The 25972-nt window shown below is 65.9% G+C and carries 22 protein-coding genes; 5 read left to right on the forward strand and 17 right to left on the reverse strand.

The features are described from left to right. Positions 1 to 5: 5 nt before the first annotated feature. Positions 6 to 1799: a magnesium chelatase subunit D gene (locus ACV959_RS02395; RefSeq protein ID WP_475738330.1), complete on the reverse strand. Its 1794-nt coding sequence runs from the start codon at positions 1797 to 1799 to the stop codon at positions 6 to 8. Continuing rightward, positions 1796 to 2776: a magnesium chelatase ATPase subunit I gene (bchI, locus tag ACV959_RS02400; RefSeq protein ID WP_475739572.1), complete on the reverse strand. Its 981-nt coding sequence runs from the start codon at positions 2774 to 2776 to the stop codon at positions 1796 to 1798. Before bchI ends, ACV959_RS02395 begins: the two co-directional genes overlap by 4 nt. A 505-nt stretch (positions 2777 to 3281) precedes the next feature. On the opposite strand from bchI, the gene ppsR reads away from it, so the two are divergent. From ppsR to ACV959_RS02415, 3 genes are read left to right on the forward strand one after another with little or no spacing between them, the layout of a single operon-like run. After that, positions 3282 to 4595, forward strand: coding sequence for a transcriptional regulator PpsR (gene ppsR / locus ACV959_RS02405; protein WP_475738331.1), 1314 nt, complete (start codon positions 3282 to 3284; stop codon positions 4593 to 4595). A 53-nt stretch (positions 4596 to 4648) separates the two neighbouring features. Then, a complete protein-coding gene (locus tag ACV959_RS02410; RefSeq protein ID WP_475738332.1) occupies positions 4649 to 6817 on the forward strand; it encodes a GAF domain-containing protein in 2169 nt (722 codons plus the stop codon). Continuing rightward, positions 6814 to 7434 (forward strand): biliverdin-producing heme oxygenase, encoded by a 621-nt coding sequence (locus ACV959_RS02415; RefSeq protein WP_475738333.1) that lies wholly within the window; start codon positions 6814 to 6816, stop codon positions 7432 to 7434. Before ACV959_RS02410 ends, ACV959_RS02415 begins: the two co-directional genes overlap by 4 nt. Here the strand turns inward: ACV959_RS02415 and ACV959_RS02420 are convergent. Continuing rightward, positions 7431 to 8306 carry a cobalamin B12-binding domain-containing protein gene (locus tag ACV959_RS02420; protein WP_475738334.1) on the reverse strand — a complete coding sequence of 292 codons (876 nt, stop codon included), beginning with the start codon at positions 8304 to 8306 and terminating at the stop codon, positions 7431 to 7433. The genes ACV959_RS02415 and ACV959_RS02420 overlap by 4 nt on opposite strands. A 398-nt stretch (positions 8307 to 8704) precedes the next feature. Between ACV959_RS02420 and ACV959_RS02425 the strand changes: the two genes are divergently transcribed. Next, positions 8705 to 10231, forward strand: a complete 1527-nt coding sequence (locus ACV959_RS02425) for an alpha/beta hydrolase (RefSeq protein WP_475738335.1) — start codon at positions 8705 to 8707, stop codon at positions 10229 to 10231. On the opposite strand, the gene ACV959_RS02430 is transcribed toward ACV959_RS02425, so the two are convergent. Continuing rightward, a complete protein-coding gene (locus ACV959_RS02430) occupies positions 10206 to 10511 on the reverse strand; it encodes a hypothetical protein (RefSeq protein WP_475738336.1) in 306 nt (101 codons plus the stop codon). The two genes, ACV959_RS02425 and ACV959_RS02430, sit on opposite strands and share 26 nt — an antisense overlap. Further along, positions 10511 to 10885, reverse strand: coding sequence for a TspO/MBR family protein (locus tag ACV959_RS02435; protein WP_475738337.1), 375 nt, complete (start codon positions 10883 to 10885; stop codon positions 10511 to 10513). Before ACV959_RS02435 ends, ACV959_RS02430 begins: the two co-directional genes overlap by 1 nt. Positions 10886 to 11032: 147 nt before the next feature. Here ACV959_RS02435 and ACV959_RS02440 point away from each other — a divergent pair, with 147 nt between their 5' ends. After that, positions 11033 to 12205, forward strand: coding sequence for an IS110 family RNA-guided transposase (locus tag ACV959_RS02440; RefSeq protein WP_475738338.1), 1173 nt, complete (start codon positions 11033 to 11035; stop codon positions 12203 to 12205). 8 nt (positions 12206 to 12213) lie between these two features. Here the strand turns inward: ACV959_RS02440 and hemA are convergent, their stop codons facing one another. The 12 genes from hemA to bchB form a co-directional block, all read right to left on the reverse strand. After that, complete coding sequence (gene hemA / locus ACV959_RS02445; RefSeq protein WP_475739573.1) at positions 12214 to 13509, reverse strand: 5-aminolevulinate synthase; 1296 nt, start codon at positions 13507 to 13509, stop codon at positions 12214 to 12216. A 94-nt stretch (positions 13510 to 13603) separates the two neighbouring features. Then, the gene (puhE, locus tag ACV959_RS02450) at positions 13604 to 14458 is read right to left on the reverse strand and encodes a putative photosynthetic complex assembly protein PuhE (protein WP_475738339.1); all 855 of its coding nucleotides are present in this window, start codon (positions 14456 to 14458) and stop codon (positions 13604 to 13606) included. A gap of 12 nt (positions 14459 to 14470) precedes the next feature. Continuing rightward, on the reverse strand, positions 14471 to 15532 hold the full coding sequence (acsF, locus tag ACV959_RS02455) for a magnesium-protoporphyrin IX monomethyl ester (oxidative) cyclase (protein WP_475738340.1): 1062 nt from the start codon (positions 15530 to 15532) through the stop codon (positions 14471 to 14473). Then, the gene (locus ACV959_RS02460) at positions 15529 to 15822 is read right to left on the reverse strand and encodes a hypothetical protein (RefSeq protein WP_475738341.1); all 294 of its coding nucleotides are present in this window, start codon (positions 15820 to 15822) and stop codon (positions 15529 to 15531) included. The genes acsF and ACV959_RS02460 overlap by 4 nt, the downstream gene beginning before the upstream one ends. Beyond that, entirely contained in the window at positions 15819 to 16292 is a 474-nt protein-coding gene (gene puhC / locus ACV959_RS02465; protein ID WP_475738342.1) for a photosynthetic complex assembly protein PuhC, read from the reverse strand. The genes ACV959_RS02460 and puhC overlap by 4 nt, the downstream gene beginning before the upstream one ends. Positions 16293 to 16310: 18 nt before the next feature. Further along, the gene (gene puhB, locus ACV959_RS02470; protein ID WP_475738343.1) at positions 16311 to 16952 is read right to left on the reverse strand and encodes a photosynthetic complex putative assembly protein PuhB; all 642 of its coding nucleotides are present in this window, start codon (positions 16950 to 16952) and stop codon (positions 16311 to 16313) included. After that, positions 16949 to 17713 carry a photosynthetic reaction center subunit H gene (puhA, locus tag ACV959_RS02475; RefSeq protein ID WP_475738344.1) on the reverse strand — a complete coding sequence of 255 codons (765 nt, stop codon included), beginning with the start codon at positions 17711 to 17713 and terminating at the stop codon, positions 16949 to 16951. Before puhA ends, puhB begins: the two co-directional genes overlap by 4 nt. Further along, positions 17710 to 19161, reverse strand: a complete 1452-nt coding sequence (locus tag ACV959_RS02480; protein ID WP_475738345.1) for a BCD family MFS transporter — start codon at positions 19159 to 19161, stop codon at positions 17710 to 17712. Before ACV959_RS02480 ends, puhA begins: the two co-directional genes overlap by 4 nt. Continuing rightward, a complete protein-coding gene (gene bchM, locus ACV959_RS02485) occupies positions 19158 to 19856 on the reverse strand; it encodes a magnesium protoporphyrin IX methyltransferase (RefSeq protein WP_475738346.1) in 699 nt (232 codons plus the stop codon). Before bchM ends, ACV959_RS02480 begins: the two co-directional genes overlap by 4 nt. Further along, the gene (gene bchL / locus ACV959_RS02490; protein WP_475738347.1) at positions 19856 to 20743 is read right to left on the reverse strand and encodes a ferredoxin:protochlorophyllide reductase (ATP-dependent) iron-sulfur ATP-binding protein; all 888 of its coding nucleotides are present in this window, start codon (positions 20741 to 20743) and stop codon (positions 19856 to 19858) included. The genes bchM and bchL overlap by 1 nt, the downstream gene beginning before the upstream one ends. Next, positions 20740 to 24447, reverse strand: a complete 3708-nt coding sequence (locus ACV959_RS02495; RefSeq protein WP_475738348.1) for a magnesium chelatase subunit H — start codon at positions 24445 to 24447, stop codon at positions 20740 to 20742. Before ACV959_RS02495 ends, bchL begins: the two co-directional genes overlap by 4 nt. Then, complete coding sequence (bchB, locus tag ACV959_RS02500) at positions 24419 to 25969, reverse strand: ferredoxin:protochlorophyllide reductase (ATP-dependent) subunit B (RefSeq protein ID WP_475738349.1); 1551 nt, start codon at positions 25967 to 25969, stop codon at positions 24419 to 24421. Before bchB ends, ACV959_RS02495 begins: the two co-directional genes overlap by 29 nt. Positions 25970 to 25972: the final 3 nt, after the last annotated feature.

The raw sequence follows: 25972 nt of genomic DNA on the forward strand, positions 1-25972 counted from the left end.
CGCCGCTAGGACGCCGGCGCGACGGCGCGAACGACGGCGGACAGACCGGCCGCGTTCACATGGGGCAGCTTGACGTAGCGCGCGTTCATCGCCTGCGCGAGCTTCAGCGTCGGCGGCTCGGCTCGCTCGCCGATCGCCGGCGCAGTGTCGATGGCGAGAGCGGCGACGCCGGCGGCGCGGGCCAACCGGCCGACCGCGAGCGCGTCTTCCAGCGCGGGGCCGCGGCCGGTCTGGCCGTCGCGGCGCACATTGGCGCGCCCGTCGGTCATCACGACGAGGAGCGGCGACTGGCCCTTGCGGGCGAGCGATTGCGCCAGCCCGAGCGCCGATTCGAGGCCTGCCGCGAGCGGCGTTCCGCCGCCGCCGGGCAAGCCCGCGAGCGCGCGTTTGGCGCGGGTCAGGGAGCGCGTCGGCGGCAAGGCGAGCTCGGCGCCCGCGCCGCGGAAGGCGACGAGCGCGACATTGTCGCGGCGCACATAGCAGTCGGCGAGCAGCAGTTCGATCGCGCCCTTCGCTTCCGCGAGCCTCTGCAAGGCGGCGGAGCCGGAGGCGTCGACGACGAAGATGGCGGTAGACTCGCGGCGCTCGCGATAGCGCCGGATTCGGAAATCCTCGGGCCGAACCAGCACGCGGCGGGGATCGTTCTCCCCCGCGGTCTTGCGGCGGAAACCCTGCCAGGGCGCTGCGGCGCGCAGCGTTTCGACAAGGCCGAGGCGTCCCTCGCGCAATTGCCCGCCGCGCGCGCCGAGCGGACGCCCGCGCTTGGCGGACGCCGCGCTGCTCCCGGACTTGCCGACGTGCGCCGATTTCGCGCGCGAGACGGTTCCCGCCTCGATCCGCGCGAGGAGATCTTTCGGGATCGCGGCCGCCGTCGCAGCGAGCACGATCTCTTCAAGAGACGGCGCCGGCGCGTCGTCGCGATCGTCGCGTCCTGCGCTCTCGGGGGGCGGCTCGTTCCCGGCGCCGTCCGGGGGCGTTTCCCCCGCCTCGGGCGGCGCGGGCGGCTCTTCTGCGGCGGGAAGCGCCGCGGCGCGCGGCGCGAGGACGTAACGCGCGGCCGCCGCCACGTCGTCGCCGTCGATCGCGTCGGCGCCGCGAAGCGCGCAAAGGGCGCGGGCGACTCGAAGCGCCAGAAGCGGCGCGCGCAGGGAGACGACGCCAAGTCGCGCGGCGACGGCCGCGAGGGTTTCGATCGCCTGCGATCCCGCGCGAACATGCGGCAGGCGCGCGCGGGCCTCCAAGACGTCGCGCCGCTTATGGACGGGCTGTTCGATCTCGCGATGGCCGACGCCCGCGAGATCGACATGGAAGGCGAGGCGGTCGAGCAGCGCTTCCGGCGGCCGCTCGTCGTCGCAACAGCCCTCGTCGAGCGCGACGACGCCGAAGCGCGCGGCGCGGCGCAGCGCAATCCCGTCGCGCTCCACGCAAATCTCGCCGAGGTCCATCGCGATGCCGACGCGCGCGGCGGCGGCGGGGTCGAGACGTTCCGCCATGGCGAGTTGCAGCACGCCGCCATGGGCCTGCGCCATCAGCCCCGTCTCGGCGACGGTCCGGCCGGCGCGCAGCGTTTCCGCGAGATCGAGACCGCCAAGCAGGCGGTCGTCGCCGACCCCCGCTGGGGCGCGGCGGATCGGCGCGCCGGGGGGAAGCAGATCGCGCAGCAGCGCCAGCCAGGCGTCGCGCGCGGGGCCGGGGCCGGCGCGCAGCGCCACGCCGGACTGTAGTGGATCAATCGCGAAGAGAGCCGCCGCGCGCGCGGCCCGCGCCCAGGCCGATTCCGTCCCGGCCGCCGCGCTCATGCGCCGAAAACCTCCCCGATCGCGCGTTCGACGCGCACGGCGGAGCCGGCGTCGTCGAGCGGGTTGCGGCGCAGCCGATGGCTCAGCGCGAAGGGCGCGACGCGACGGATATGGTCGTCGCGAACCGCGCTGTCGCCCTCGAAGCTCGCCAGCGCGCGGGCGGCGCGGATGAGCGTCAGCTCGCCGCGCAGGCCGTCCGTGCCGAGCGCGAGGCACAGGCGCGCCGCGGTCTCCACCGCCGCGTCGGGCAGTTCCACGCGCGCGAGGCCGTCGCGCGCCGAGACGATCTTGCGGCGCAGTTTTTGGTCCTCGGGGAGCCATGCCTCGACGAAACCGCCCGGATCGCGCTCGAAGGCGTCGCGGCGGCGGATCACCTCGACGCGCGTTGCGATATCCGTCGGCGTCTTTACGTCGACGGCGAGGCCGAAGCGGTCCAGCAATTGCGGGCGCAATTCCCCTTCCTCGGGATTGCCGCTGCCGATGAGGACGAAGCGCGCGGGATGGCGCACGCTGAGCCCCTCCCGCTCGACAACATTCTCTCCGGATGCGGCGACGTCGAGCAGAAGATCGACGAGATGGTCCTCGAGCAGATTGACTTCGTCGATGTAGAGAAAACCGCGGTTCGCCCTAGCCAGAAGGCCCGGCTCGAACGCCTTTTCGCCGCGCGAGAGCGCAACTTCGAGATTGAGCGCGCCGACGACGCGATCCTCCGTCGCGCCGAGCGGCAAATCGACGACGGGAACCGGGCGCAACGCCGTTTTCGGCGTGGAGGTCAGCGGCCCCTCTCGGCAGGCGTCGCAGACGCCCTTGGCGGCGGCGGGATCGCAATTGTAGGGGCAGCCGACGACGACCCGCATCCGCGGCAGGAGCGCCCCAAGGGCGCGCACGGCGGTCGACTTGCCCGTGCCGCGGTCGCCGAACGCCAGAACGCCGCCGACGGAGGCGTCCACTGCGCAAATGAGCACGGCGAGCTTCATGTCGTCCTGGCCGACGATGGCCGAGAACGGAAAGACCGGCGGCCGTTCGGGCTCCGCGAGCGCCGCAGGCAGGGGAGAGGCGGCGGAGGCCCGGCGCTGGTGCGATGCGGATTCCTGTGCCGGCTTGCTGAGCTGGAGCGACGCCATCAGCGCTTCCCTCGCGTGTGACTGTAAATCTCATTTTACAGCTGAAATGCGCCATGCGCAAGAAAACCGTCAATCTAAATTGTCAAAAAAATACGCCGCCGCCGCCGCCCGGCTCCGCCCGACAGGCGCGGCCGCCCGCTCTCCGCCCCGCTCTGTAAAAGCATTCGAAAAGCATTCAGCCTCGCTCCGAAGATTCTGATCCCGAAGCTGCGCTGTAATTTTGTGGTTCCATTGGTTGTCAAATCTCCTTGTCAATTTCGTTTTTCAGGCGCACATTTCTCGGCTTGTGCGCGCGCTGCTTAAGTCCTATCTCCTGTCGAGGCCTGAAAACGCGCGAGAGAGGGGCGTCTGGAGCAAAATGAGCGAACAGCCCCTGGCTCGGCCGGACATCACGCTGACGCTGGATCGCGACGGCGTCATCCGGTCGGCCGTGCCGTCGGAGGCTCTTTCCGGCGAGCGCGTGGACGCCTGGCGCGGACGTCCTTGGGCGGAGACGCTCGATCCGGCGCTCAGCCGCGAGGTTTTGCAAATTGCGCAGGACGGGTGGAGCGGCGGCGCCTCCTGTTTTCAGATCAAGCAGCGATTCCCGAGCGGCCGCGAACTGCTCATGGAATATACGACCGTAAGTCTCGGCGAAGGCGCCGGCTTCGTCGCGGTCGGGCGCAATCTGCAAGCAATCGCCGATCTGCAGTCGCGCCTCATGGCCGCGCAGCAGGCGCAGGAACGGGACTACTGGAAGATCCGCGAAATCGAGACCCGCTACCGCATGCTGCTCGACGCGTCGAGCGACGCGGTGGCGCTCGTGCGTGTGAACGACCTGCGCGTCGTCGAAGCCAATCAGGCGGCGAGCAAGCATCTGAGGCTTTTCCCGAACGCCCAATTCTGTCCTGCGATGGGCGACCGCGACCGGCGGGCCCTGAACGCGATGCTCGATCGCGTGCGCGAACAGGGCCGCGCGCCGGGCATCGCGCTCCACCTCTTGGGCTCGCGGGCCCAATGGAGCCTTCGCGCTTCGCTCGTCAACGACAAGGGCGGGGCGTTTTTCCTGTTCCATATGGCGCCGATGATCGGCGGCCAGCTCCGCGCGCAAACGGACGATCCTTTCTCCATCCAGGATCTGCTGATGCGCCTTCCCGACGGTTTCTTGATCGTCGATCGGGAAGGCGTCGTCCGGCTTGCGAACCACACTTTTCTGGACCTCGCGCAAATCGGCGCCGAGAACGCCATCATCGGCCAGAAGGCGCAGCGCTGGCTGTCGCGGCCCGGCGCCGACATGTCGGTGATTCTCAACCTGGTGCGCACGCATGGCTTCGTTCGCCGCCTGTCGACGACGCTCGAGGGCGAACTCGGCTCGAGCGCCGACGTCGAAGTTTCGGCCGTCGGCAATCAGGAGGACCAGCCCGACTTCATCGGCCTGCTCGCCCGCGACGTGACCATGCGCTGGAGCGCGGCGGAGACGAAGGGCGCCGAACGCGCGGTCGAGGAAATCGCCGCAGCCTGGCCGGACAATTTGTCACTGGAGCAGATCGTGCGCGCGACGACCGAAGCTATCGAGCGAAAGACCATCGCGAGCGCGCTGGCGCGCTTCCACGGCAATCGCACCGCTGCGGCGAAACATCTCGGTCTGAGCCGGCAGAGCCTTCACGCCAAATTGAACAAATACGATCTATAACAGGCATAAAAGGAAAATCGTCGACAGGGACGGTTGCGGCAGGGGAGATCGTCGTGGCGGAGCAAATTTCGTCTCCCGCCTTCGGGACGGCGGATCTGTCCAATTGCGAGCGGGAGCAGATCCATCTCGCCGGCTCCATCCAGCCCCACGGGGCGCTTCTTCTGGTCCGTGAAACGGACGGCGTCATCGTTCAGATCAGCGAAAACGCGCCGGCTTTCCTCGGCGTTTCCGGTGCGCTGATCGGACGGCGTCTCGCCGATCTCGGCGGCGATCTCTGGCCGCGCGTCGAGCCGCATCTCGCCGACGACGCGGACGCCATTCCCGTCATGGTGCGGTGCCGAATCGGAGCGTGCGACGAACCGTTCAACGCGCTCCTGCACCATCCGCGCGGCGGCGGTCTCGTCGTCGAGATCGAGCGCGCCGGGCCGCTCGTCGATCTTTCCCGCGACCTCAAAGGCGCGATCGAGACGATCGTCTCCGCGTCGACGTTGCAGACGCTGTGCGACGAGAGCGCCCGCATCTTCCGCGAATTGACGGGCTACGACCGCGTGATGGTCTATCGCTTCGACGAGGCGGGCCACGGCGAAGTCTTTTCCGAAACGAAGCGGCCGGAGCTCGAGGCCTTTCTCGGCAATCGCTATCCCGCTTCCGACATTCCGCAGATCGCCCGCAGACTCTACGAGCGCAACCGCGTGCGTCTCCTCGCCGACATCGCCTTCACTCCCGCGCCGCTCACGCCGAAACTCTCTCCCCTCACCGGCGAGGATCTCGACATGTCGCTGTGCTTCCTGCGCAGCTCGTCGCCGATCCATGTTCAATATCTCAAGAACATGGGCGTCGCCGCGACGCTCGTCGTGTCCTTGATGGTCGGCGGACGGCTCTGGGGCCTCGTATCGTGCCATCATTATGCGCCGCGTCTTCTGCATTTCGAAATGCGCGCGGCCTGCGAGCTTCTCGCAGAGGCGATCGGCACGCGCATCGCGGCGCTCGAAAGTTTCGTGCAGGGGCAGGGCGAACTCTCCGTGCGCCGGCTGGAGCAGCGGATGGTCGAGTCGATCGCGCGCGAGGGAGACTGGCGCGGCGCGCTCTTCGACAGCGCCCGCTCGCTTCTTTTGCCGGTCAACGCCACTGGCGCGGCGTTGCTGCATGAGGGCCAGATCCTGACGATCGGCGACGCGCCGGGCACCGCGCAAATTCGCGCGATCGGCCAATGGATCGCGCGAAAGCCGCGCGAAACCGTTTTCCACACCGCGTCTCTGGGACTTGATGAGCCCACATTCGCGCCGCTCGCGGGCGTCGCGAGCGGCGTTCTCGCTGCGCGCGTATCCGGCGAGGCCGACGAGATGTTGATCTGGTTTCGCAACGAGCGCGTGCGAACGGTCACCTGGGGCGGCAATCCCTTCAAGCCGCCGTCGCCGGGCGACGATCCGTCCGAGCTGTCTCCCCGGCGCTCGTTCGCGCAATGGCATCAGGTGGTCGAAGGCACGTCGGACCCCTGGACAGCCGCAGATCTCGCGGCCGCGCGCATGATCGGCGCTATCGTCTCCGACGTCATTTTCCAGTTCCGAACCGTGCGCATTCTGATCGCGCAGGATCAGCTCGAACAAATGTCGAGGCAGGTCAGGCGTTCCGGGCAGCAAGTCGTCATCGCCAATGCCGAGGGCCGCGTCATCGAGACCAATGCGGCGTTCGACGCGCTTCTCGCCAACGGCGGCGCTGGCTTGAAACATCTCGACGAATTGGCCTGTTTCTTTCTTGACCATGACGACGTCGCGAAAAAGCTGCGCGGCTTACAGGAGAACCGGCAGGCCTGGCGCGGCGAGGCGCAGTTCAGAAGCGCGGCCGGCGACGTGAAGCCGCTTCTGGTGCGCGCGGAGCCCGTCGTCTCGCCGCCGTCGCGCATCCTCGGCTATGTCCTCGTCTTCGCCGATCTGACCGAGAAAAAGGAGGCCGAAGCGGCGCGGCGCCGGTTCCAGGACAGCATTCTCCAGAGTCACCGGAAGCTGATGGGGCGCATCAATTCACGGGCCGATCTGAGCTACGAAAACATCATGTCGAGCATTATTGAGAACGCGCAACTCGCCGCGCTGGAGATCGCCGACGGGCCGGATACGGCCCGCATGCCGGAAATGCTGGAAAGCGTGAAAACATCCGTGTGGCGCGCCGCGGAAGTGCTGGAGCAGATTTCGTCCGACGCGAACGATGCGGCGCCGAAGAAATGAATACCGCGAAGAGGCTGCGCGATCGGTTGCGAGAAGCGACGCAGGCGGCGCATGAACGGCTGCATCGCCACGCGGGATTCGCCGCCGCAGCGCGAGGCGACATCACGCGCGACGATTACCGTCTCCTGCTCGCGCGCCTGTACGGTTTTCATCATCCTTTCGAATGCGCGACGGCCGCGCGCGCCGCCGATTTCAGCCTCGACCTCGCGGAAAGGCGGCGCGCGCCGCTGCTGGTCCAGGATCTCGCTTCATTGGGCGTTGACGCGATCACAGTCGAACGCTTGCCGTTGTGCGGCGAGGAGTTCGGCTGGACAGACGCCGCCGCGTTGCTCGGCGCGCTTTATGTGACGGAAGGCTCCACGCTCGGCGGCGTCTTGATTGCGCGCGCGCTGGCGCGCGTCGCGACGGACGCGCGCCGATTTTATCTCGGCCATGGCGAACGGAATGGGGAGATGTGGCGCAATTTCGTCGCGCGGCTCGAAGCGATCGAAGACGACGCTGGACAGGCGGCTGCGATCGCCTCCGCGCAAAGGACGTTCCTGGCTTTCGAAAACTGGATGAACGGCTGGAAAAGCCTGCGTCGAGACGACGGTGCGGGCGCGACGCCGTGCGTTTAAGATATCGCTTCCTGCACAGCCTGTCTCATCAGCAGGCGTTTGGCGAGCGCCACCGCCGTCGGAGCGTCCGCCGCGGAGGCGTCGGCGCCGACCTGAATCGCGAGCTCCGGATGCGCATTGAACAGGGGTCCGCCGACCATCACGCCGACAACCGCATTCGCGGAAGCGCGGCGCACCGTGCGGATCATGCTGGCGAGGGATTCGAGACCCGACTCGGCGCTCAGGGTGACGCCGACCACGCCGATCCACTCACGCGAAACCAGCCGGGCGGACTGGCTGGAAGAAACATTCTTTTCCACAGTGACGTCCCAGCCGCCGTTGTCCATGAAGCGGGCGACCATGTCGATGCCGAAAACATGGCTTTCGCCGCGCGGCGCGATCAGCAGCGCGCGGTGGCGAATGTCGATCAGGCGCACATCCCGCGCCCCGCCGAAAATCGTGAGTATTTCCTGCAGCCTCGCGACGCCGAGCGTGACGTCTACGAAATCGCAGCGGTCTTCTTCCCACAACTGGCCGAGATAGCGCGCGGTCGGCGCCAGAAGATGCACGAAGAGCGCGTCGATCGAATGGCCGCGTGCGCGCATCTCGCCGAAGTAAGAGGTGGCCGCCGAGGCGTCGGCGCCCATGGCGAGGCCGCAGAACTCACAAATCTCCGCATCGCCCACAGCGGGAATCGGATCGACCTGCCCGGGCTCGTGATGAATGAGCATCAGACGCGGAACGATTTCGGAGGTTATGACCTCGGACAAACTCTGGCGCCGTGCGGCGCGATTTGACTTGGCGGATAAAAATTTCCCAATTCCCGGATGACCGTGCTGATCGCAGCCGCCGCCCATCGCGCTTTGGCTGGACAGTTCGCTCTTGTAGACCATGGTGGCCTCCCCGAGGTCTCGCACGCTCCCCGACGGATCTTAAAGGCGTTGGAGACGCGGCGCGAAATGAAGCTTTTGAAAATTCCTCGACCAATGGCCCGCCGCGACCGTTGCCCCTGGAATTAACGCGCGCCTCGTTGCGCCGGAAAACCGCCTTCGTCCTTCCGGAGAGTTTGGAGCAATTCAAAATTTTTTGATGTCGCCGTTTTTCGGCTTGGAGCAGCGATTATTCCGCTCATCCTCATTGAAACTCACAATCAGAGAATAGTAAAGAGCGATTGACGCTTTGGCGAAATGTAAAGGTTCATTGTCAGTGGGGAGACGGTATTCGCAGGCGCCCTCGATCGACGCGCGCCGCGAACGCCGTTTGAACGATCGTCAGCCGCAATGGAGATCAGATGAACGGGCGTATGGTTTTCATTGCGTTTTTCGCAATCTGCGCGATCGGCGCGAGCCTTTTGGCGCTATCGCGCGCGGAGGACGGCGTTTTGATCCGCTCCGCTCGCATCGGCGCTACGCCGGCCACGGTTTTTGGGCCGGACAGCGGCGGCGCGAGTCCCGTGGTCGTCGTCGCGCATGGCTTCGCCGGTTCGCAGCAGCTCATGCAACCGATCGCCCTTGCGCTCGCCCGCAGCGGTTATGTCGTCGTGACTTTCGACTTCGCGGGTCACGGCCGCAACGCCGCGCCGCTGCCCGGCGGCGTCGCCGATCTGGAGAAAAGCACGCGCGCGCTCGTCGCCGAGATCGGCGAAGCGGCGCGTTTCGCCCGCGCGCTGCCGGAGGCCGGGAAGGGTTTTGCGCTCGTCGGCCATTCGATGGCGTCCGATCTCGTCATTCGCTACGCGATGGAGAATCCGGGCGTCGACGCGGTGGCGGCGCTTTCCGTGTTCGGGCAAGGCGTGACGTCGGACAATCCCCGGAATCTGCTCGTGATCGACGGCGCATGGGAGTCGCCGCGACTGATCGACGCGGGGCGGCGGATCGTCTCCTCGGCGGCGGGCGGAGAAGCGCAGGAGCGCGTCACCTATGGAGATTTCGAAAAGGGAACCGCGCGGCGTTTCGCGCTTGCGCGCGGCGCGGAACATATCGGCGTGCTCTATGCGAGAGATACGCTCGTCGAAACCCGCGATTGGCTGAACGGCGTTTTTCACCGCAGCGGCGGCGACGAACGCATTTACGCGCGCGGGAGGTGGCTGGCGCTGCTCTTCTCCGGGCTCGTCGCCCTGGCCTGGCCCGCGTCGAAGCTCCTGCCGGTCCCTTCCGCGCGGCCGCTCGGGCTGGGGCTGCCCTGGCCGCAATTATGGAAAATCTCTCTCGCCCCGGCGCTGCTCACGCCCCTGCTGTTGTGGAAAGCGCCAACGGATTTTCTGCCTATTCTGCTCGGCGATTATCTCGTGGTTCATTTCGCCGTCTATGGATTGCTGATCCTCGCCGGGCTCTGGCGGCAACCCGGAACATCGTTTCCGTTGCGGGAACTGCTGCGCGGTCTCGGACGAGTCGCATTTCCTGCCGCCTGCGTTACGGCGTTTTTCCTTTTCGCCATGGGGTGGCCGATCGACGCTTTCGTGACGTCCTTCGCGCCGGTCGGCGCGAGATGGGCGATCATCCCGATCATGTTTGCGAGCGTCGCGGCCTATCTTGTGGCGGAAGAATGGATGCTGCGCGGCGCGGCGCCGGCGCGGGGAGGTTACGCCTTCAGCAAGTTCTGCTTCGTCCTCTCTCTGGCGATCGCGATCGCGCTCAATCCGAGACGCCTGTTCTTCCTCGCCATCATCGCCATCGTCATCATTCTGCTGTTCGTGATCTTCGGCCTCGTCAATCGCTGGGTCTATGCGCGCACGAACGACCCGCGCGTCGGCGCGCTCGGCGCCGCGTTCGCGCTCGCCTATGCGATCGCCGTCACCTTTCCGGTCGTCGGGCCGTAGCTTCGCGCTCGGATGCGGCGTCCCAGCGCAAGGCGAGATCGAGGATATGCGCGAAGAGGGCGGCGGCGAGGCTTGTCGCCATCCACATCCATGACGCGCCGGCGAGCGCGCCGCGCGACGCCAGCAGCAGAAAGGCGCCTGCGAGCAGATTGGCGATGAAGGAGGCCGGCGCCGGCCCGCGGCCTGTCGCGGCGCGAAGGCCGAGAACGGCGCAGGCCTCGAGCGCCACAAGCACGAGAATGACGTCGACGACGCGGCCGTCTGAAAAAAGCGATTCCATCACGGCGCCTTCGCAAATAAAGGATGTGTGACGAAGGGCTTGTTGATCTGAACGATGGTCCAGTTCAGACAGCCCGCGAAGGTCACCCAGGCGAGATATGGCGCCATCAGCGCGCCCGCGAGGGTGGAGACCGATCCGATGTGTAGAAGCAGAGCGAGGATCGAGACCCAGAAGGGCAGGAGCTCGACGGAGGCCCAGTCGGACCGCCGCAGTTTGAAGAAGATCGGGCTCCAGGCGATGTTGAGAAGACCGTCGATCGCGAACAGGATGAGCGGCCAGTTGCGCGCGGCCTCATTCGGCGCCTTACCCTGTTGCTGTGTGTTTCGGGATTGGCCAATCTCGTAGCGCGCAGGTGGTGCGGCTATGGCTATCATTCCGGCTGTCCTCGATGGCTCCGGCTGCTGGGCCGGCCGCGCCGCCACGCCCGTTCGACCGCTGATTACGCGATGCCCTCGATGGCTATGTAAGGCGATGCCAGCGAGGCGGGCCGCGCGTGAGACGCCAGCTCTAGCGGAGGGGGCATGCGACACTTTGCGGGAATCGATATCGCCAAGGAGATTCATTTGCTCTGTATGATCGACGAGAACGCAAAGGTTCTCATAGACCGAGCGCTGGTCAACGCCCAGGAAGACATCGACGCCGCCGTTGCGGAGCTGCGCAGTTTCAAGATCGGCCTCGATGTTTTGGGCTCGGTCGCAGCCTTCCTCGAAGCGGCTTTGATCACCGAAGGCTTCAAGGTCGTCCATATGCCCGGCATCGCGGTCAATCGCGCGCGCGCGGGTTTCGCCAGCGGCGAGACCAAGTCCGATCCCAGGGACGCCCGCGTGATCGCGGAGCAGACCCGCACGCGCCAGGCCCTGCGGATCGTCGCCTTTGACGACGAAGACACGATCGCCATTCGCGTGCTGGTCGGACGCCGCCGCGACCTCACCCAGGATCAGACCAGACGCATATCCCGGCTGCGCCGTCTTATCGGCGCCATCCATCCGGGGCTTGAGAAAGCGTTGGACTTCAACGATCTCGGCCCGTTGCAGCGTCTCACCGGCTTCGTCACGCCGACGAAGATCCGCGGCGCCGGCGCCGATGGGTTGCTCACCCATCTCGAGGCGCGTTCGGGCCTGCGCAAGCGCGCCGCTCTGGCCGAAATCGCTCCCAAATGCGCCTTCGCCCAGCACACTGTCGTCCCTGGCGAGAAGGCGATGGCCGAGATGGCGCGCGAGCTGGCCGGCGGGGCCATCGCCGTCAAGGAGCGTCTGGCCCGGCTTGATCGTCAATTGGAGGAACCGCTCGACCGCCACCCTGATGCGGCCCTCATCCGAAGCCTGCCCGGAATGGGGGGCATCCTCACGGCCGAGTTCATCGCCGCGGCGGGCAACACCGCGCAATTCAAGTCCGCCGACGCCATGGCGGCCGCTGCGGGTCTCGCCCCCGTCCTCCGTCAGTGCGGAAAGAGCCGCGCACGGCGCCGCACCTTTGGCGGCGACGAAGACCTCACGCGCGTCTTCTATCAAGGCGCCTTCTGCGCCTGCTCGACCAAAGACCCAATCTCCAAGGCCTTCGACGACCGTAAACGCCGCGAGGGAAAACATCACACGCAAGCCCTCGTCGCGCTCGCCCGCAGACGCGTCGCCGTTCTCTCGACCATGCTCAAAAACAGGTCCAAGTTCAATCCGCAACGCGCTATCGCGGCTTGACTTCCGCATTACTCAGCAGCCTGCTTCATCTCGGGATAGGCGCAATGCGCCGGCGCCGTCGATTGCGGGCGCCGCAGCGGAATGACCTTCGACTCCGTGAAGGGCAACTCCAGATAGCTCCACACATCGACGACCGCCTCGACGAGGGCGGCGACATGCTCTTCGGCGTGACGCGGCGTCGGGGTGATGCGCAGCCGCTCCGTTCCCAGCGCCACCGTCGGATAATTGATCGGCTGGATATAGATGCCGTGTCGGCGCAACAGCAGATCGCTCGCCGCCTTGCAGCGCCTGGCGTCGCCGACCATCAATGGCACGATGTGCGAATTGTTCTCGAGGATCGGGAGGCCCGCCGCGCGCAGCGCGTGCTTCACCAACGCGGCCATGTGTTGATGACGCTCTCTCTCCGTCTGCGATTCCTTGAGGTGACGCACCGCCGCGCAGGCGCTCGCGGCGACCATCGGCGGCAGGGTCGTCGTGAAAATGAACGACGGCGCATAGCTGCGCACGGCGTCGACGATGGCGGCGCTCGCCGCAATGTAGCCGCCCAGCACGCCGAAGCCCTTGGCGAGCGTGCCTTCGATCACGTCGATCCGTCCATTGACGCCATCGCGTTCGCTAATGCCGCCGCCCCGCGCGCCATACATGCCCACGGCGTGGACCTCGTCGACATAAGTCAGCGCATTGTATTTTTCCGCGAGCGCCACGATCTGCGCGACCGGCGCAATATCGCCGTCCATCGAATAGAGGCTTTCAAACACAATGAGCTTGGCGCGATCTGGGCCGGCGGCCCTCAATAGTTCTTCGAGATGCGCGACGTCGTTGTGGCGCCAGACCTGCTTTTCGCAGCCGGAACGGCGGATTCCTTCGATCATCGAATTGTGATTGAGCGCATCCGACAGAATCAGACAATCGGGCAGGAGCGACGCGATCGTCGAAATGCTGGCGAGATTCGAGATCCATCCGGAGGTGAAAGCGAGCGCCGCCTGCTTTCCGTGAAGTTCGGCGAGTTCGGCTTCGAGCGTCACGATGGGATGATGCGTCCCTGAAATGTTTCGAGTGCCTCCAGCGCCCGCGCCGTGCCGCTCCGCGGCGTGAATGGCCGCGTCCAGCACTTTCCTGTGTCCGCCCATCCCGAGATAGTCGTTCGAGCACCAGATGGTGACTTCGCGGGGGGCGCCGTCGTCGGGGCGCCACAGCGCGTTGGGAAATTGGGTAGCGTCGCGTTCGAGATTGGCGAAGATTCGATAGCGGTTCTCGGATTTCAACCGCGCGATCGCGTCCTCGAAGCAGTTCTCGTAATTCATGCCCACGGCGCTCATGGCGAACTCTCCCAATGCGATCTCTATTTTTCCGACGGACGAATCCGCCACTCAACGCGCCCTTTCGACGCGGCGACGCTTAAACTCTGCTTGCAAGCCCCTGCCCGCGCAGGGCGCAGGCGCATTCTTTGTCTTGCGCGACGCCATCGACGGAGCCGTCGTCGGCGCAAGCCTCATTCTCGCCATTCGCCATGCTCCATCGCCACAGCGCGTTGGCGCTGATCGGCGCGACGAGAAACCAGTGCTCCGCGACCGCGAGCGTCATCAAAGTCGCAAGAATCGTAAAGCCGACGGCTTCGAAGGTCGCCGCCTCCGCCGACAGCGCCCGCTGCGCGAGATAAGCCGTGAACAAGGTTGAGACGGTTACCGACAGCGGGAAGAACAGGTTCATCGGCCGGCGCGTCATAAACGTCGTCAAATAGCGCATGTGTTCCGGCAGCAATTCGTCACTCAGATTCGGAACGCCAAAAAAGAGATTGAGCTTTGCGCTGCTATGCATCCACCATAGCGCGAGGAAGGTCCAGACGCCGACCTGATTAGGCTGCCCCGCCGTCAGAGCGACGGCCGCGATGGCGAACCCGACGATTGTGAGTTCGTGATAGAGGCTCGTGCGCACAGCTTCGACGAAGCGCCGCCAGCCCCTCAACTCGGGTTCGCAGGCTGTCTTGCGAGGTCCGGTGATGTGGCCTGTGTAGTAGCTGACGATCTGCCACCCCCACAGCCCCAGTCCACAGGCGAAGGCTTCATAGGCCGCCGCCTCGGACGTGTCGCCGCTCGACGCGACGAGACCGCGCGCCGAGAAGGCCAGGACCACCGTCGCCGCGATCATGCTCAACGGAAAGGTCCGGCGATTCAAATTGTCGAGATAGAGGAGCACGCCGGTGCTGGCCCACCAGAGAAAGATCGTCGCGAAGATCGGCAACAGGCAGGCCATCGGCGTCTCTCCTCACCAAACGGGGGCCAGGCGGATTTCCGCGGGAAGCGCATTGGGCTTGCTCGGCAGGAAATACAGCCGTGCAAACGTCAGCGCCGCCTCGACGGAGCAGCGCGCCTTGGTCAGCCAACCCATGACGCCGCCTCTGGCCTCCGCATCGGCGCTCGCTTGCGCGATCACGAATAGGCGATCCAGGCCCTCCCAGAATTTTGGATTGTCGAGATCGAGCGTGATCGGAAAAACCTGACGCGTAATCTCCGAACAGAGATTGAGAACCTTCCGGTCATATTCCGTCGGTTCGACGCCGATCGCCTCATGGAAGGCGGGACGGAAGTGATCGCGCACATACATGGTCGCAAAGACGGCGAGCAGGAAGAACTTGATCCAATAGACATTAATCCCCGACAGGAGTTTCGGATTCGCGCGCATGAGGAGCGCGAAGGCTTCGCCGTGACGGAATTCGTCGTTGCACCACTTTTCGAACCACTTGAAGATCGGGTGGAAGCGGCGCTCCGGGCGCCGTTCGAGTTCCCGAAAGATGGTGATGTAACGCGCGTAGCCGATCTTCTCCGAAAGATAGGTCGCGTAGAAAATGAACTTCGGCTTGAAGAAAGTGTACTTCTTGACGCGCGTCAGAAATCCGAGATCGACGCCGATGCCGAAATCCTTCAGCGTGTCGTTGATGAAGCCCGCATGGCGCGCCTCGTCGCGGCTCATATAGGCGAAGAGATCCCTCATATCCTTGTTCTTCGCGCGCTTCTTCATTTCAGCGTAGAGCACGCAGCCGGAGAATTCGGCGGTGATCGAGCTGATGAGAAAGTCCCGGAATTCCTTGTCGAGTTCGGGCGTAAGCGTGAACTCCTGGTCGAATTCCGGCGTGCGCTGGAAATGCTTCTGATTTGGGTCGGACCGCATCTCGTCCATCAGGGCGTCCCATTGCGCCCGTACGGCGGAAACGTCGGTCTTGTCCAGTTCGTCGAAATCCGTCGTGTAGAAACGCGGGCTGAGCATAGTGTTTTCGAGAGCGGCGTTGGTCGCTTCGATCGACGCGCCGTGGCGAATAGGGGCGTTCATAGCTTTCTCCTTGGCGAGAAGCTGACGTCATAAAGTTCGAGAATCTCGAAATTGGCGAGAAAGCGCGTCCACAATCGTTCGAGCAGACCAGCCCGCACGATCGTCGCAACGCGCGCGATGGTCATGTGGTCCCCGAAGGTCACATGGCTCGGCGCCCCGTGAACCAGAACACGGTCGCCCGGCTGGATTGCGATCCCGCTCTCAATTTCCACATGCGCATGGAGACTGTCGGCGGAATGTTCGATCTCGATCGTGCAGGGCGCCGTGAAAGTTTGCCGGAAAAAATTCATGGCGTGGCCCTCTCCGCGGCGAAGAACTGCGCGAAGGCCTGCGCCTGCGCGGGTCCGAAGGCGTCGAGACTCACGCGCCGGCCCGTCGCGGCGTCATCGAGCGAGATGGTGCCGTCGCTCCAGCGCGTCAGCGTAAAGGGGGTCGCGGCGTCGAACCCCGAGCGACGCCGCTCACGCGCGAGTCCGCGAAGCGTCGACCGGATGAAGCCATTTGTTCCCGGTTCGACGGAAAAGATGACGCGGCCATCCGCGGCGTCGCGCACCGCGACGGCGCCGTCGGGCTGATCTTCGAAGCGCAGCGAGAGCGTCTGCACCGCGCTTTGCGCGGGCATGTGAAGCGTGCCGACGCCGCTCATGCGCGCGAAGCCAGACGCCGCGAGCGCAAAGAGCACAAGGACGGCGGCCCCCACGAGAACGCCCTTCGGAACGCCGCCCCCATGTTGGCCTGTTTGAATCGAGGACTGACTCATCTCGCTTTTCCTCCCCGACTAGGCGGCTGCGGCCGCTCGTTCCGAAACCAGCGCGAGCGCGTTTTCCTCGTCCGCGACGACAGACCCTTCATTCGCCGAGGCGATCAGGGCGCGGCTCAGGATTTCGGCGACCGCTTTCGCATTGGGCACGCACCGCATCGCCGGCTCCGGCTCGGCGAAACGGAAGGGACGCGCATGCGGCCAAAGATGCAGATAGGCGATCCGCTGCCCCGCGCCCAAGGCGAGGGGAATGTCCCCGGAGCCGTCGGCGTGTAACGCGAGATGCGCCGCGGCGATCTGCGTAAAGGGCAGATTGAAGAACACCTGGAGCGCAATGCCGATTTTCAGCACCACGCGCCGGGAGGTGACGACATAGAGCGTCGTGCGTGCGGAAGCCCAGGCGAGAAGCCCGAGCAGGAAGGCCGCTGCGGCGCCGAGCGCGAGCGTTCTGGCGGCCGCCAGCGCGCCGTCCGCCGTTCCGGACTCCGACGTGACGGAGATGAAATGCCAGGCGGCTGCGACAGCAAAGTATGCGACCACGATGTCGACGCGGAAGGCGCGGCGCGCGAGGCTTTTCCACTCCGGCTGGCCGACCCAGAGAACGCGCTCGCCTGCCGGAATGTCCTGCGGCAGGAGCTTTTCGAGATCGATCGCTCTCATAGCAGCGGCTCCGCGCGGGCGGGCGTCGCGTAAAGCGTGCCGGCGCCGAAAAAGGCCATGATCCTCTCTTCTTCGAGCAGCGTGACGCTGTCGGCGTTGCGCGTCGCGGGCGCACGGGCGATCTGCTCGCCGAGGACGGCTTCGACTTCGACCTTCGTGCGATCGAGATCAAGTCGCGCAAATCCGACGGGCAACAGCACGCTCTTGCCGCCGACGTCCACTTCGTAGAAGCGGACCATGCTCTCGGCGCGGTCGATCCACAGATCCTTCACAACTCCGCCCTTTTCGCCGTCGGCGCCGACGACCGGGAGTCCGATGGGGTCGCCGTCCTCGACCGGCACGAAGAAGTTCGTGGCGACGCGCAGGGGCACGATGAGGTCGCGTCCGTCGTGGGTCTTCTCAGGAACGTCGGCGCGCATGGCGTAAGATCCCGGCCCGACCCCGGCGAGCAACGGATCGCCCGTGGGCTCCAGCGGCGCGCCGGGCCAGGGCGCGACCTTTTCCGCGTTGAGAGGCCGCGAGTCATGCTCAAAATTCGGCGCGAGCGCCGACGCGCCGTGAGCGCGCAGGAACGTCTTCGGTTCGGGAATGAGCAGGAAGCCCCGATCGCCGACCTGGCCCGTCGCGTCGGATTCGAGCGGATAGCCCTCGCGGCGGTCCTCGCGGCGCAGATAGAAGATCAATCCCGCGAAGAAGATGAAGAAGGCATAGAGAACGACCTGCGCGACATCGATGTTGCTGGTGATGGCTCCGCGTATCATTGCATGACTCCGGAATTGAGGTCGGGCGTGGAAACGAGATCGAAGGGCGCCGCTTCCTCCCGGGATCGCGCGGCGGCGAAGCGCACGAGCGGGCCGATCGCGACGAGCGTCACGAACAGAAGCAGGATTTCGAGGGTGTAGACAATCGAATAGCCGACGACGGGATCGCGCAACGTTTGGCCAAGCGCGCCCTGTTCGGCGAGCGCGGCGCCGACGTCGTGGATCACGCCGCTCGCCGCAATGGCGAGGCCAGCCGCAGTCGCCTGCGCCGCGCCCCAGGCGCCGAGCGCGAGGCCGCGATCCTCCGGCCGCGCGGTCTCCATGGAGGCTGTGAGCGTGCCGTGCGCGAACAGGCCGCCGCCGAAGCCGATGAGCGTGACGCCAACGGCGAACAGCGCGGCTGAATCCGTCGGCGCGGCGAAGGTCACGGCCGCAAAGGCCAGTATGCCGACCACGGCCCCGAGCGCCGCGACGCGGTGCGCGTCGGCTCCGCGCGACAGCCGGCGGGCGGCGAGCCAGAGCCCGGCGCCGCCGCCGATGGCCAGCATGGCGGTGAGCGCGGTGGTGGCGCCAACCGGTAAATGCAGCACCTTGCCGCCATATGGCTCGAGCAGAATGTCCTGCATGCTGAAACCGGCGGTTCCGAGCCCCGTGGCGATCAGTCGACGGCGCATGCGGCCCGTCGCCGCGAACTTTTTCCAGGCGTCTTGGAATTCAACTTGCGGCGCGTCGAGGTGAGCGTTCGGATTGCGCGGCTCCTGCTTCCACAACGCGATTCCGTTCAGCACGATCGTGACGACGGCCGCGCCCTGAACGACCTGAATGAGCCGCAGCTCGCTGAAATTGGCGAGCAACGCTCCGAATGCGACCGCGCTCGTCGCCATGCCCACGAGCAGCATGGCGCAGAGCAGGGCCACGACGCGCGGCCGCGCATGGGCCGGGGCGAGGTCGGTCGCCAGCGCAAGCCCGATCGTCTGCACGGTGTGAAGTCCGGCGCCGACGAGAAGAAAGGCGAGCGCCGCCGCCGCCTGGCCGACGATGATCGGCCCCGTCGTGTCGCCCGACAGGATGAGCAGCGCGAAGGGCATGATCGCGAGGCCGCCGAATTGCGACATCGTGCCGAGCCAGATGAACGGCACGCGCCGCCAGCCGAGAACCGAGCGATGGGTATCCGACCGATAGCCGATGAGCGCGCGAAACGGCGCGGCGAGGAGCGGCAGAGCGAGCATGACCGCGACGATCCAGGATGGAACGCCGAGCTCGACGATCATCACGCGATTGAGCGTTCCGATGAGAAGCACCGCCGCCATGCCCACCGTCACCTGGAACAGCGACAGCCGAATGAGGCGCGACATCGGGAGTTCCGCCGTCCCCGCATCGGCGAAGGGCAGGATCGACGGCCCAATGCGCATCAGGCCCTTGACGAGCGCGGCGCTGGCGCGGTTCATGGCTTTGCCTCAAGCGCCTGCGAAACGTAAAAGCCGATGTCCACGCGATGTTCGCGGGCGATGCGCCAACCGCGCAACTCTTCATGCGCGCCCATGTGGCTTTCGAGCGCGCGGCGGGAAATCGGTGCGATCGCCGGCGCGCGATTGCCGCGCGGAAAGAATCGGCCGACCGCATGCATCGCCATCAGCGCCGGCGTGCGCGGCGCGATCGTGAAGACGATGGAGCCCTCGGTGCGCCGTATAAGCGCGGCGAGCGTGCGGGCGATGTCGGCGCCGTCATAATGGATGAGGCTGTCCATGGCGACGACGTGATCGAAACGGCCGAGCGCCGGATCGAGCATGTCGCCGACCATGAAGGTCACGCGGCCCGCGCCCGTGTCGCGCGGGGCGCGCTCCTGCGCCAGCCCGATCAGCGTCGGCGAAATATCGACGGCGACGACGTCCGCGCCGCGCCGCGCCGCTTCAACGGCCAGCGCTCCTGCCCCGCAACCGGCGTCGAGCAGGCGCGCGCCGCGGAGATCCATAGGCAGCCATGACAGAAGCGTCTCGCGCATGGCGTTGCGCCCGGCGCGCACCGTCGCCCGCACGCGGCTCACCGGCGCATCGGAGGTCAGGCGTTTCCACGCCTCGACCGCCGTGCGGTCGAAATAGGTTTCCAGCTCGCCGCGGCGGGCGATCCATGTCGGCGTCGTCATCAGTCGAACCCCAAGAATTCGAAGAGATCGCGGTCCTTCATCGGCGTCGCGCAGAGCGGTTCGCTCTCGTAGCCGCTCCACAGCGCCTCCGCGAGGTTGAGATATTCGTTCTGCACGGCCTCGAGTTCGGGGGAAGGCTCCATCTCGAAGAGCGTCGATTTCTTGAGCCTGCTGCGGCGCACGACGTCGAGGTCCGGAAAATGCGCGACGCGCTTCAACCCCACGGAGGCGTTGTAGCGGTCAACTTCGTCCGTCTTGGCGCTGCGGTTGGCGATGACGCCGCCGAGCCTCACATTGTAATTCTTCGCCTTCGCGTGGATCGCCGCGACGATGCGGTTCATCGCGAAAATCGAATCGAAGTCGTTCGCCGTGACGATGAGGGCGCGGCCCGCGTGCTGAAGCGGCGAGGCGAAACCGCCGCAGACGACGTCGCCGAGCACGTCGAAAATGACGACGTCCGCGTCTTCGAGAAGATGATGCTCCTTGAGGAGCTTGACCGTCTGCCCGACGACATAGCCGCCGCAGCCCGTGCCCGCCGGCGGACCGCCCGCCTCGACGCACATCACGCCATTGTAGCCTTCGACGACGAAGTCCTCGACGCGAAGCTCCTCGGAATGGAACTTCACGGCCTCCAGCGCGTCGATCACCGTCGGCGCAAGGCGCTTGGTCAGCGTGAACGTCGAATCGTGCTTGGGATCGCAGCCGATCTGAAGCACGCGCTTGCCGAGCTTGGAGAAGGCCACCGACAGATTGGAGGACGTCGTGCTCTTGCCGATGCCGCCCTTGCCGTAGATCGCAAAGACTTTCGCCGTCCCGATCTCGAGATTGGGATCGAGTTCAACCTGAAAGGAGTCGGCCGGCGCTGGTTTGCGGATCGGTATGTTCATGCCGCAATCTCCGTAGAAACGCCTTCCAGACGGTCTTCCAACTCTTCGCCGGCGTTTTGCAGGGCTTCGAGCAATGCGTCGTCGGGCCGCCAATATCCGCGCTGATGCGCCTCGATCACGCGATTGGCCATCTTCGCGGAAGCGACCGGATTGAGTTCCGCGAGACGCCGGCGCATCTCGGGATCGACGACGAACGTGCGGGTGATCTGCTCATAGACCCAGGGATCGACCTGGCCTGTCGTCGCCGACCAGCCGACCGTGTTCGTCACATGCGCCTCGATCTGGCGCACGCCCTCGTACCCGAATTCGAGCATTCCCTCGTACCATTTGGGATTGAGGACGCGTGTGCGAGTTTCGAGCGCGACCTGTTCGCCGAGCGACCGCACTTTCCCTTCGCCGCGCGTCTGGTCGCTGATGTAGATGGGCGCGACGCGGCCGCCTCTCGCGCGCGTGACCAATCGCCCCATGCCGCCAAGACTGTCGAAATAATGGTCGATGCTCGTCACGCCGAGCTCGACGCTGTCGAGATTTTGATAGGCGAAGTCGACCTTCTCCATCACCCCCTGAAGCATCGCCGCCTGCTGCGAGGGCCGGCCCTTGCGGTCATAGGCGAAGCATTTGCGGTTCGCGTAGGCGTCGCAAATCTCGTTCTCGTCCGTCCAGACGGCCGCGTCGATCAGCATGCCGACATTGGCGCCATAGGCTCCCTCCGCATTGCTGAAGACGCGCAGGGCCGCCGTTTCGAAATCGCAGCCCTGCGCCGCCATATGAGCCAGGGCGTGTTTGCGGACGAAATTCAACTCGTCGGGCTCCTCGGCGACGGCGGCGAGATAGCAGGCCTCGGCGAGAAGCTTCGTCTGCAACGGCAGGAGATCGCGGAAAATGCCCGAGAGCGTCACCACGACGTCGATGCGCGGACGGCCCAGAGCCTCGAGAGGCGTGAGCGTCGCGCCGCAAAGCCGGCCGTAGGCGTCGAAGCGCGGCGCGGCGCCGAGCAGCGCGAGGGCCTGGGCGATGGGTCCGCCTTCGCTTTTGAGATTGTCCGTGCCCCAAAGAACGATCGCGATCGACTCCGGGAAAGGATGGCCGTCGGCCGCGTAACGCGCGAGCACGCGCTCCGCCTGCCGCGCGCCATCGGCCATCGCGAAGGCGCTGGGAATGCGATAGGGATCGAAGCCGTGGATGTTGCGGCCCGTGGGCAGAATCTCAGGCGAACGCATGAGGTCGCCGCCCGAAACCGGCGGGATGAAGCGTCCGTCGAGCGCGCGCAGCAGCGCGGGAATTTCATGATCCTGCGAGAGAAGACCGTTAATGCGGGAAAGTTCGGCGAAGGCTTGCCGCGCCTCCTGACCCGCGCCTGCGGCGGCGATGGCGGCGTCGACCGGCGCGCCGTCGACGAGCGCTTCCACGCCCGCGCGCGCATTGGTCAATCCATGCTGCGCTTCCGCGAGCGCCGTCAACGTCTCGATTCGCTCCTGCGGGCCCGGGGCCGCGCCCACCACATGCAACCCGTGCGGGATGAGCGTGTATTCGAGTTCGATCACCTTGCTGCAAAGATCTACGATGCGCGCGCCGGCTTCCGCTTGCCACGCCGGTTCGGCCTCCGCGAGATCGACCGCGGCGGCCTGCGACTGGATGAGCGACGCGAGTTGCGCACGTTCCTCGGCCGCTTCCGGGTCCGACGCGCGATATCGCTCGAGCGACGCCTTCAGATCGTTGAGGCCGCGATATAGCCCTGCCTGAGCGAGACTGGGCGTCAGATAGCTGACGAGCGTCGCGGCCGAACGGCGCTTGGCGATCGCCCCTTCCGACGGATTGTTGGCGGCGTAGAGATAGATGTTCGGCAGAGCCCCGATGAGCCGCTCCGGCCAGCAGGCGGCGGAGAGCCCCACCTGCTTGCCCGGCATGAACTCCAGCGCGCCATGCGCGCCGAAATGCAGGACGGCGTCCGCGCCGAAATCCTCGCGCAGAAAACGGTAGAAGGCCGAAAAGGCGTGGGTGGGCGCAAAGCCGCGCTCGAAAAGGAGCCGCATGGGATCGCCCTCGTAGCCGAAGGCGGGTTGCAGCCCGACGAAGATGTTTCCGAACCGCTCGCCGAGCACGAGAAGCGACCCGCCGTCGGTCTGATGCCGGCCCGGCGCGGGGCCCCATTGCGCCTCGATCTCCGCGAGATGACGCTCGCGGCGCACGTGATCCTCGACGCCGATGCGCGCATGGACATTGGCTTCGGTTCCAAAGCGCGCGGCGTTGCCGCCGAGCAGACGGTCCCGAAGCGCATCGGCGTCCGGGGGAACGTCGAGCTCGTATCCATCCGCTTTCAACGCCATGAGCGTATTGAAGAGCGACGCGTAGACGCCAAGGAAGGCCGCAGTCCCGGCGCTTCCGCCGTTCGGCGGAAAATTGAACAGGACGATGGCGACCTTGCGCTCGCGCTTCGGCGTCTTGCGCAGGGCGACGAGCTTCTCCACGCGCTGCGCCAGACGGTCGACGCGTTCGGGGTGGGCTTCGAGGTCGCGGATGCGTTCCGCGGACGACTGACTCGACCGGCCGCCGTAAACCATGGGCGCCGTCGCGCCGTCGAGTTCCGGAATCGCGACCATCATCGTGGCTTCGACCGGCGACAGCCCGCGTTCAGAATTCTCCCACTGCTCGATCGTCTGGAATTCGAGCGCCTGCGCGGCCACGTAGGGAACGTCGAGCGCCGAGAGCATCTGCGCGGCGGCCGTGGAATCATTGTAGGCCGGGCCGCCCACGAGCGAGAAGCCGGTAAGCGAAACTAGCGCATCGATCGCGGGCGCGCCGTTCCGCAAGAAATATTTCTCGGCGGCCGGGCGCGCGTCGAGGCCGCTCGCGAAAGCCGGAACGACCGCGAGCCCGCGCGCTTCGAGCGCCTCGACGACGGCGTCGTAATGGGCGGTGTTGTCGGCGAGGATGTAGGAGCGCATGAGCAGCAGGCCGACCACGCCCCGCGTCGCGCCCGCCGGCTGCGGAAGATCGCCGATGGATTGAGTCACGCGGCCGGAGAGCCGCGGATGATAAAGTCCGACCTCGGGATATTCGATTGGCGCCGGCGCCTTTAGCTTGCGCAATTCGGCATTCGCGCCGCTCGCGTAACGGCTGGCGAGGAAACGCACCAGATTGGCGACATTGTCGTCGGAGCCGCCGAGCCAATATTGGAGCGTCAGGAAATAGGCCCTGACGTCCTGGGCGGGGCCAGGAATGAACCGCAGGATGCGCGGGATGCGGCGCAGCATTGCGAGCTGACGCGCGCCGCCCGTGTCGGTCGTCTTGCTCGAGCCGCGCAGCTTTTTCAGAAAGTCGAAGGCGCCGCGTTTCGAGCCGTCCATGTTGAAACGTCCGATGCGGGTCAGCTTGACGATCTCAGGGGCCGACATGCAGCACACGACCGCGTCGCAGGAATCGCGACGTGCGCGAATGGCGGGAAGAATCGCCTGCGCATGTTCCTCGACGAACATCATCGTCACCACGATGATGTCGGCCCTGGAAATATCGTCGGCGCAGCGCTCGACGGCCTTGGGATCGTTCCAGTCGGCCGCGGCGTGGAAATCGAGCGCGAGTCCTGGAATGTCCCGCCGCAAGGCCGCGCGCGCGCGGTCGACGGCGCCCGAGAGGTGATTGTCGAGCGTGACAATCACGACGCGCAAGCCGGATTGCTCACCGAGCGAAGTGGGCCTTAGCGTCATAGAGCGTCTCCAGTGTGATGTGCGCCACTCCGCGTTCCTTCGCGTATCTCTCGGTGTTGCGTCGCGCCTTTCCGCGCACGAAGAAGGGGATTTTCCTCAATTCCTTTTCCGCCTCGTCAGCCCAGCCGACGCCGATCGGCGTAGTGGCGAAGGCGTCAGACTGCGCGGCGGCGGGCTGCGCCGGCGCAGAGGCTCCACTGGTCGCGGTCGCGCCGAGATGCGAGGGCGCGTCGTGAAATTCGGCGTCGTCGCGGAACATCGCGAGCAGATGCTCCTCGAGACCCATCATCAGCGGATGGACCCAGGAGTCGAAGATCACATTCGCGCCCTCGAACCCCATCTGCGGCGAGTAGCGCGCCGGAAAATCCTGCACGTGAACCGGCGCGGAAATGACGGCGCAGGGAACGCCGAGGCGCTTGGCGATGTGCCGTTCCATTTGCGTGCCCAGAACCAGTTCGGGCTGCAGCTCGACGACCTTCGCCTCGACGTCCAGATAATCGTCCGTGACGAGCGCTTCGACGCCGTAGAGCTTCGCGGCCTCGCGAACCTCCCGGGCGAATTCGCGCGAATAGGTGCCGAGCCCGACGACCTCAAAGCCAAGTTCGTCGCGCGCGATGCGCGCGGCGGAGATGGCGTGCGTTGCGTCGCCAAAGATGAACGCGCGTTTGCCGGTCAGATAGGTCGAGTCGACCGAGCGCGAATACCAGGGCAAACGCAAATCCTGCGCGTCGAGGACGGCCGACCCGTCGACTCCGGCGAGGCGCGCGACTTCCTCGATAAATTGGCGCGTCGCGCCGACGCCGATGGGAACTGTCCGCGTAAACGGCTGGCCGCGGTTCCTTTCCAGCCATTGCGCCGCGGACAGCGCAATTTCGGGATAGAGCACGACGTTGAAATCTGCGTCCCCGAGCCGCGCCAGATCGGCGGGCGTGGCGTGAAGCGGCGCGATCACTTTGATCTCGACGCCGAGGCTTTCGATCAGCCTGCGAATTTCGACGAGATCGTCGCGATGACGGAAGCCGAGCGCCGTCGGTCCGAGAATGTTGCAGCGCGGCCGCGCGCCCGGCAGGGGTTGTGCGCGCGGCCCGGCGAGCGTGCGCACCAAACGGTAGAAGGTCTCCGACGCGCCCCAATTCTCCTTCTTCTGATAGGCGGGCAGTTCCAGCGGAATCACCGGGATCGGCAGCGCGAGCGCTTTCGCGAGGCCGCCGGGATCGTCCTGGATGAGCTCCGCCGTGCAGGAGGCGCCGACGATCATCGCTTGCGGCGCGAAGCGGTCATAGGCCTCGCGCGCCGCGCCCTTGAAAAGCTCCGCCGTGTCTCCGCCCAGATCGCGAGCCTGAAAGGTCGTATAGGTCACCGGCGGGCGGGCGTCCCGGCGCTCGATCATGGTGAAAAGCAGATCGGCGTATGTGTCCCCTTGCGGCGCGTGCAAGACATAATGCAGGCCGCGCATCGCCGTCGCGACGCGCATCGCGCCGATGTGGGGAGGCCCCTCATATGTCCAGAGCGTGAGTTGCATGCG

It is taken from the genome of Methylocystis sp. Se48, from assembly GCF_056269425.1.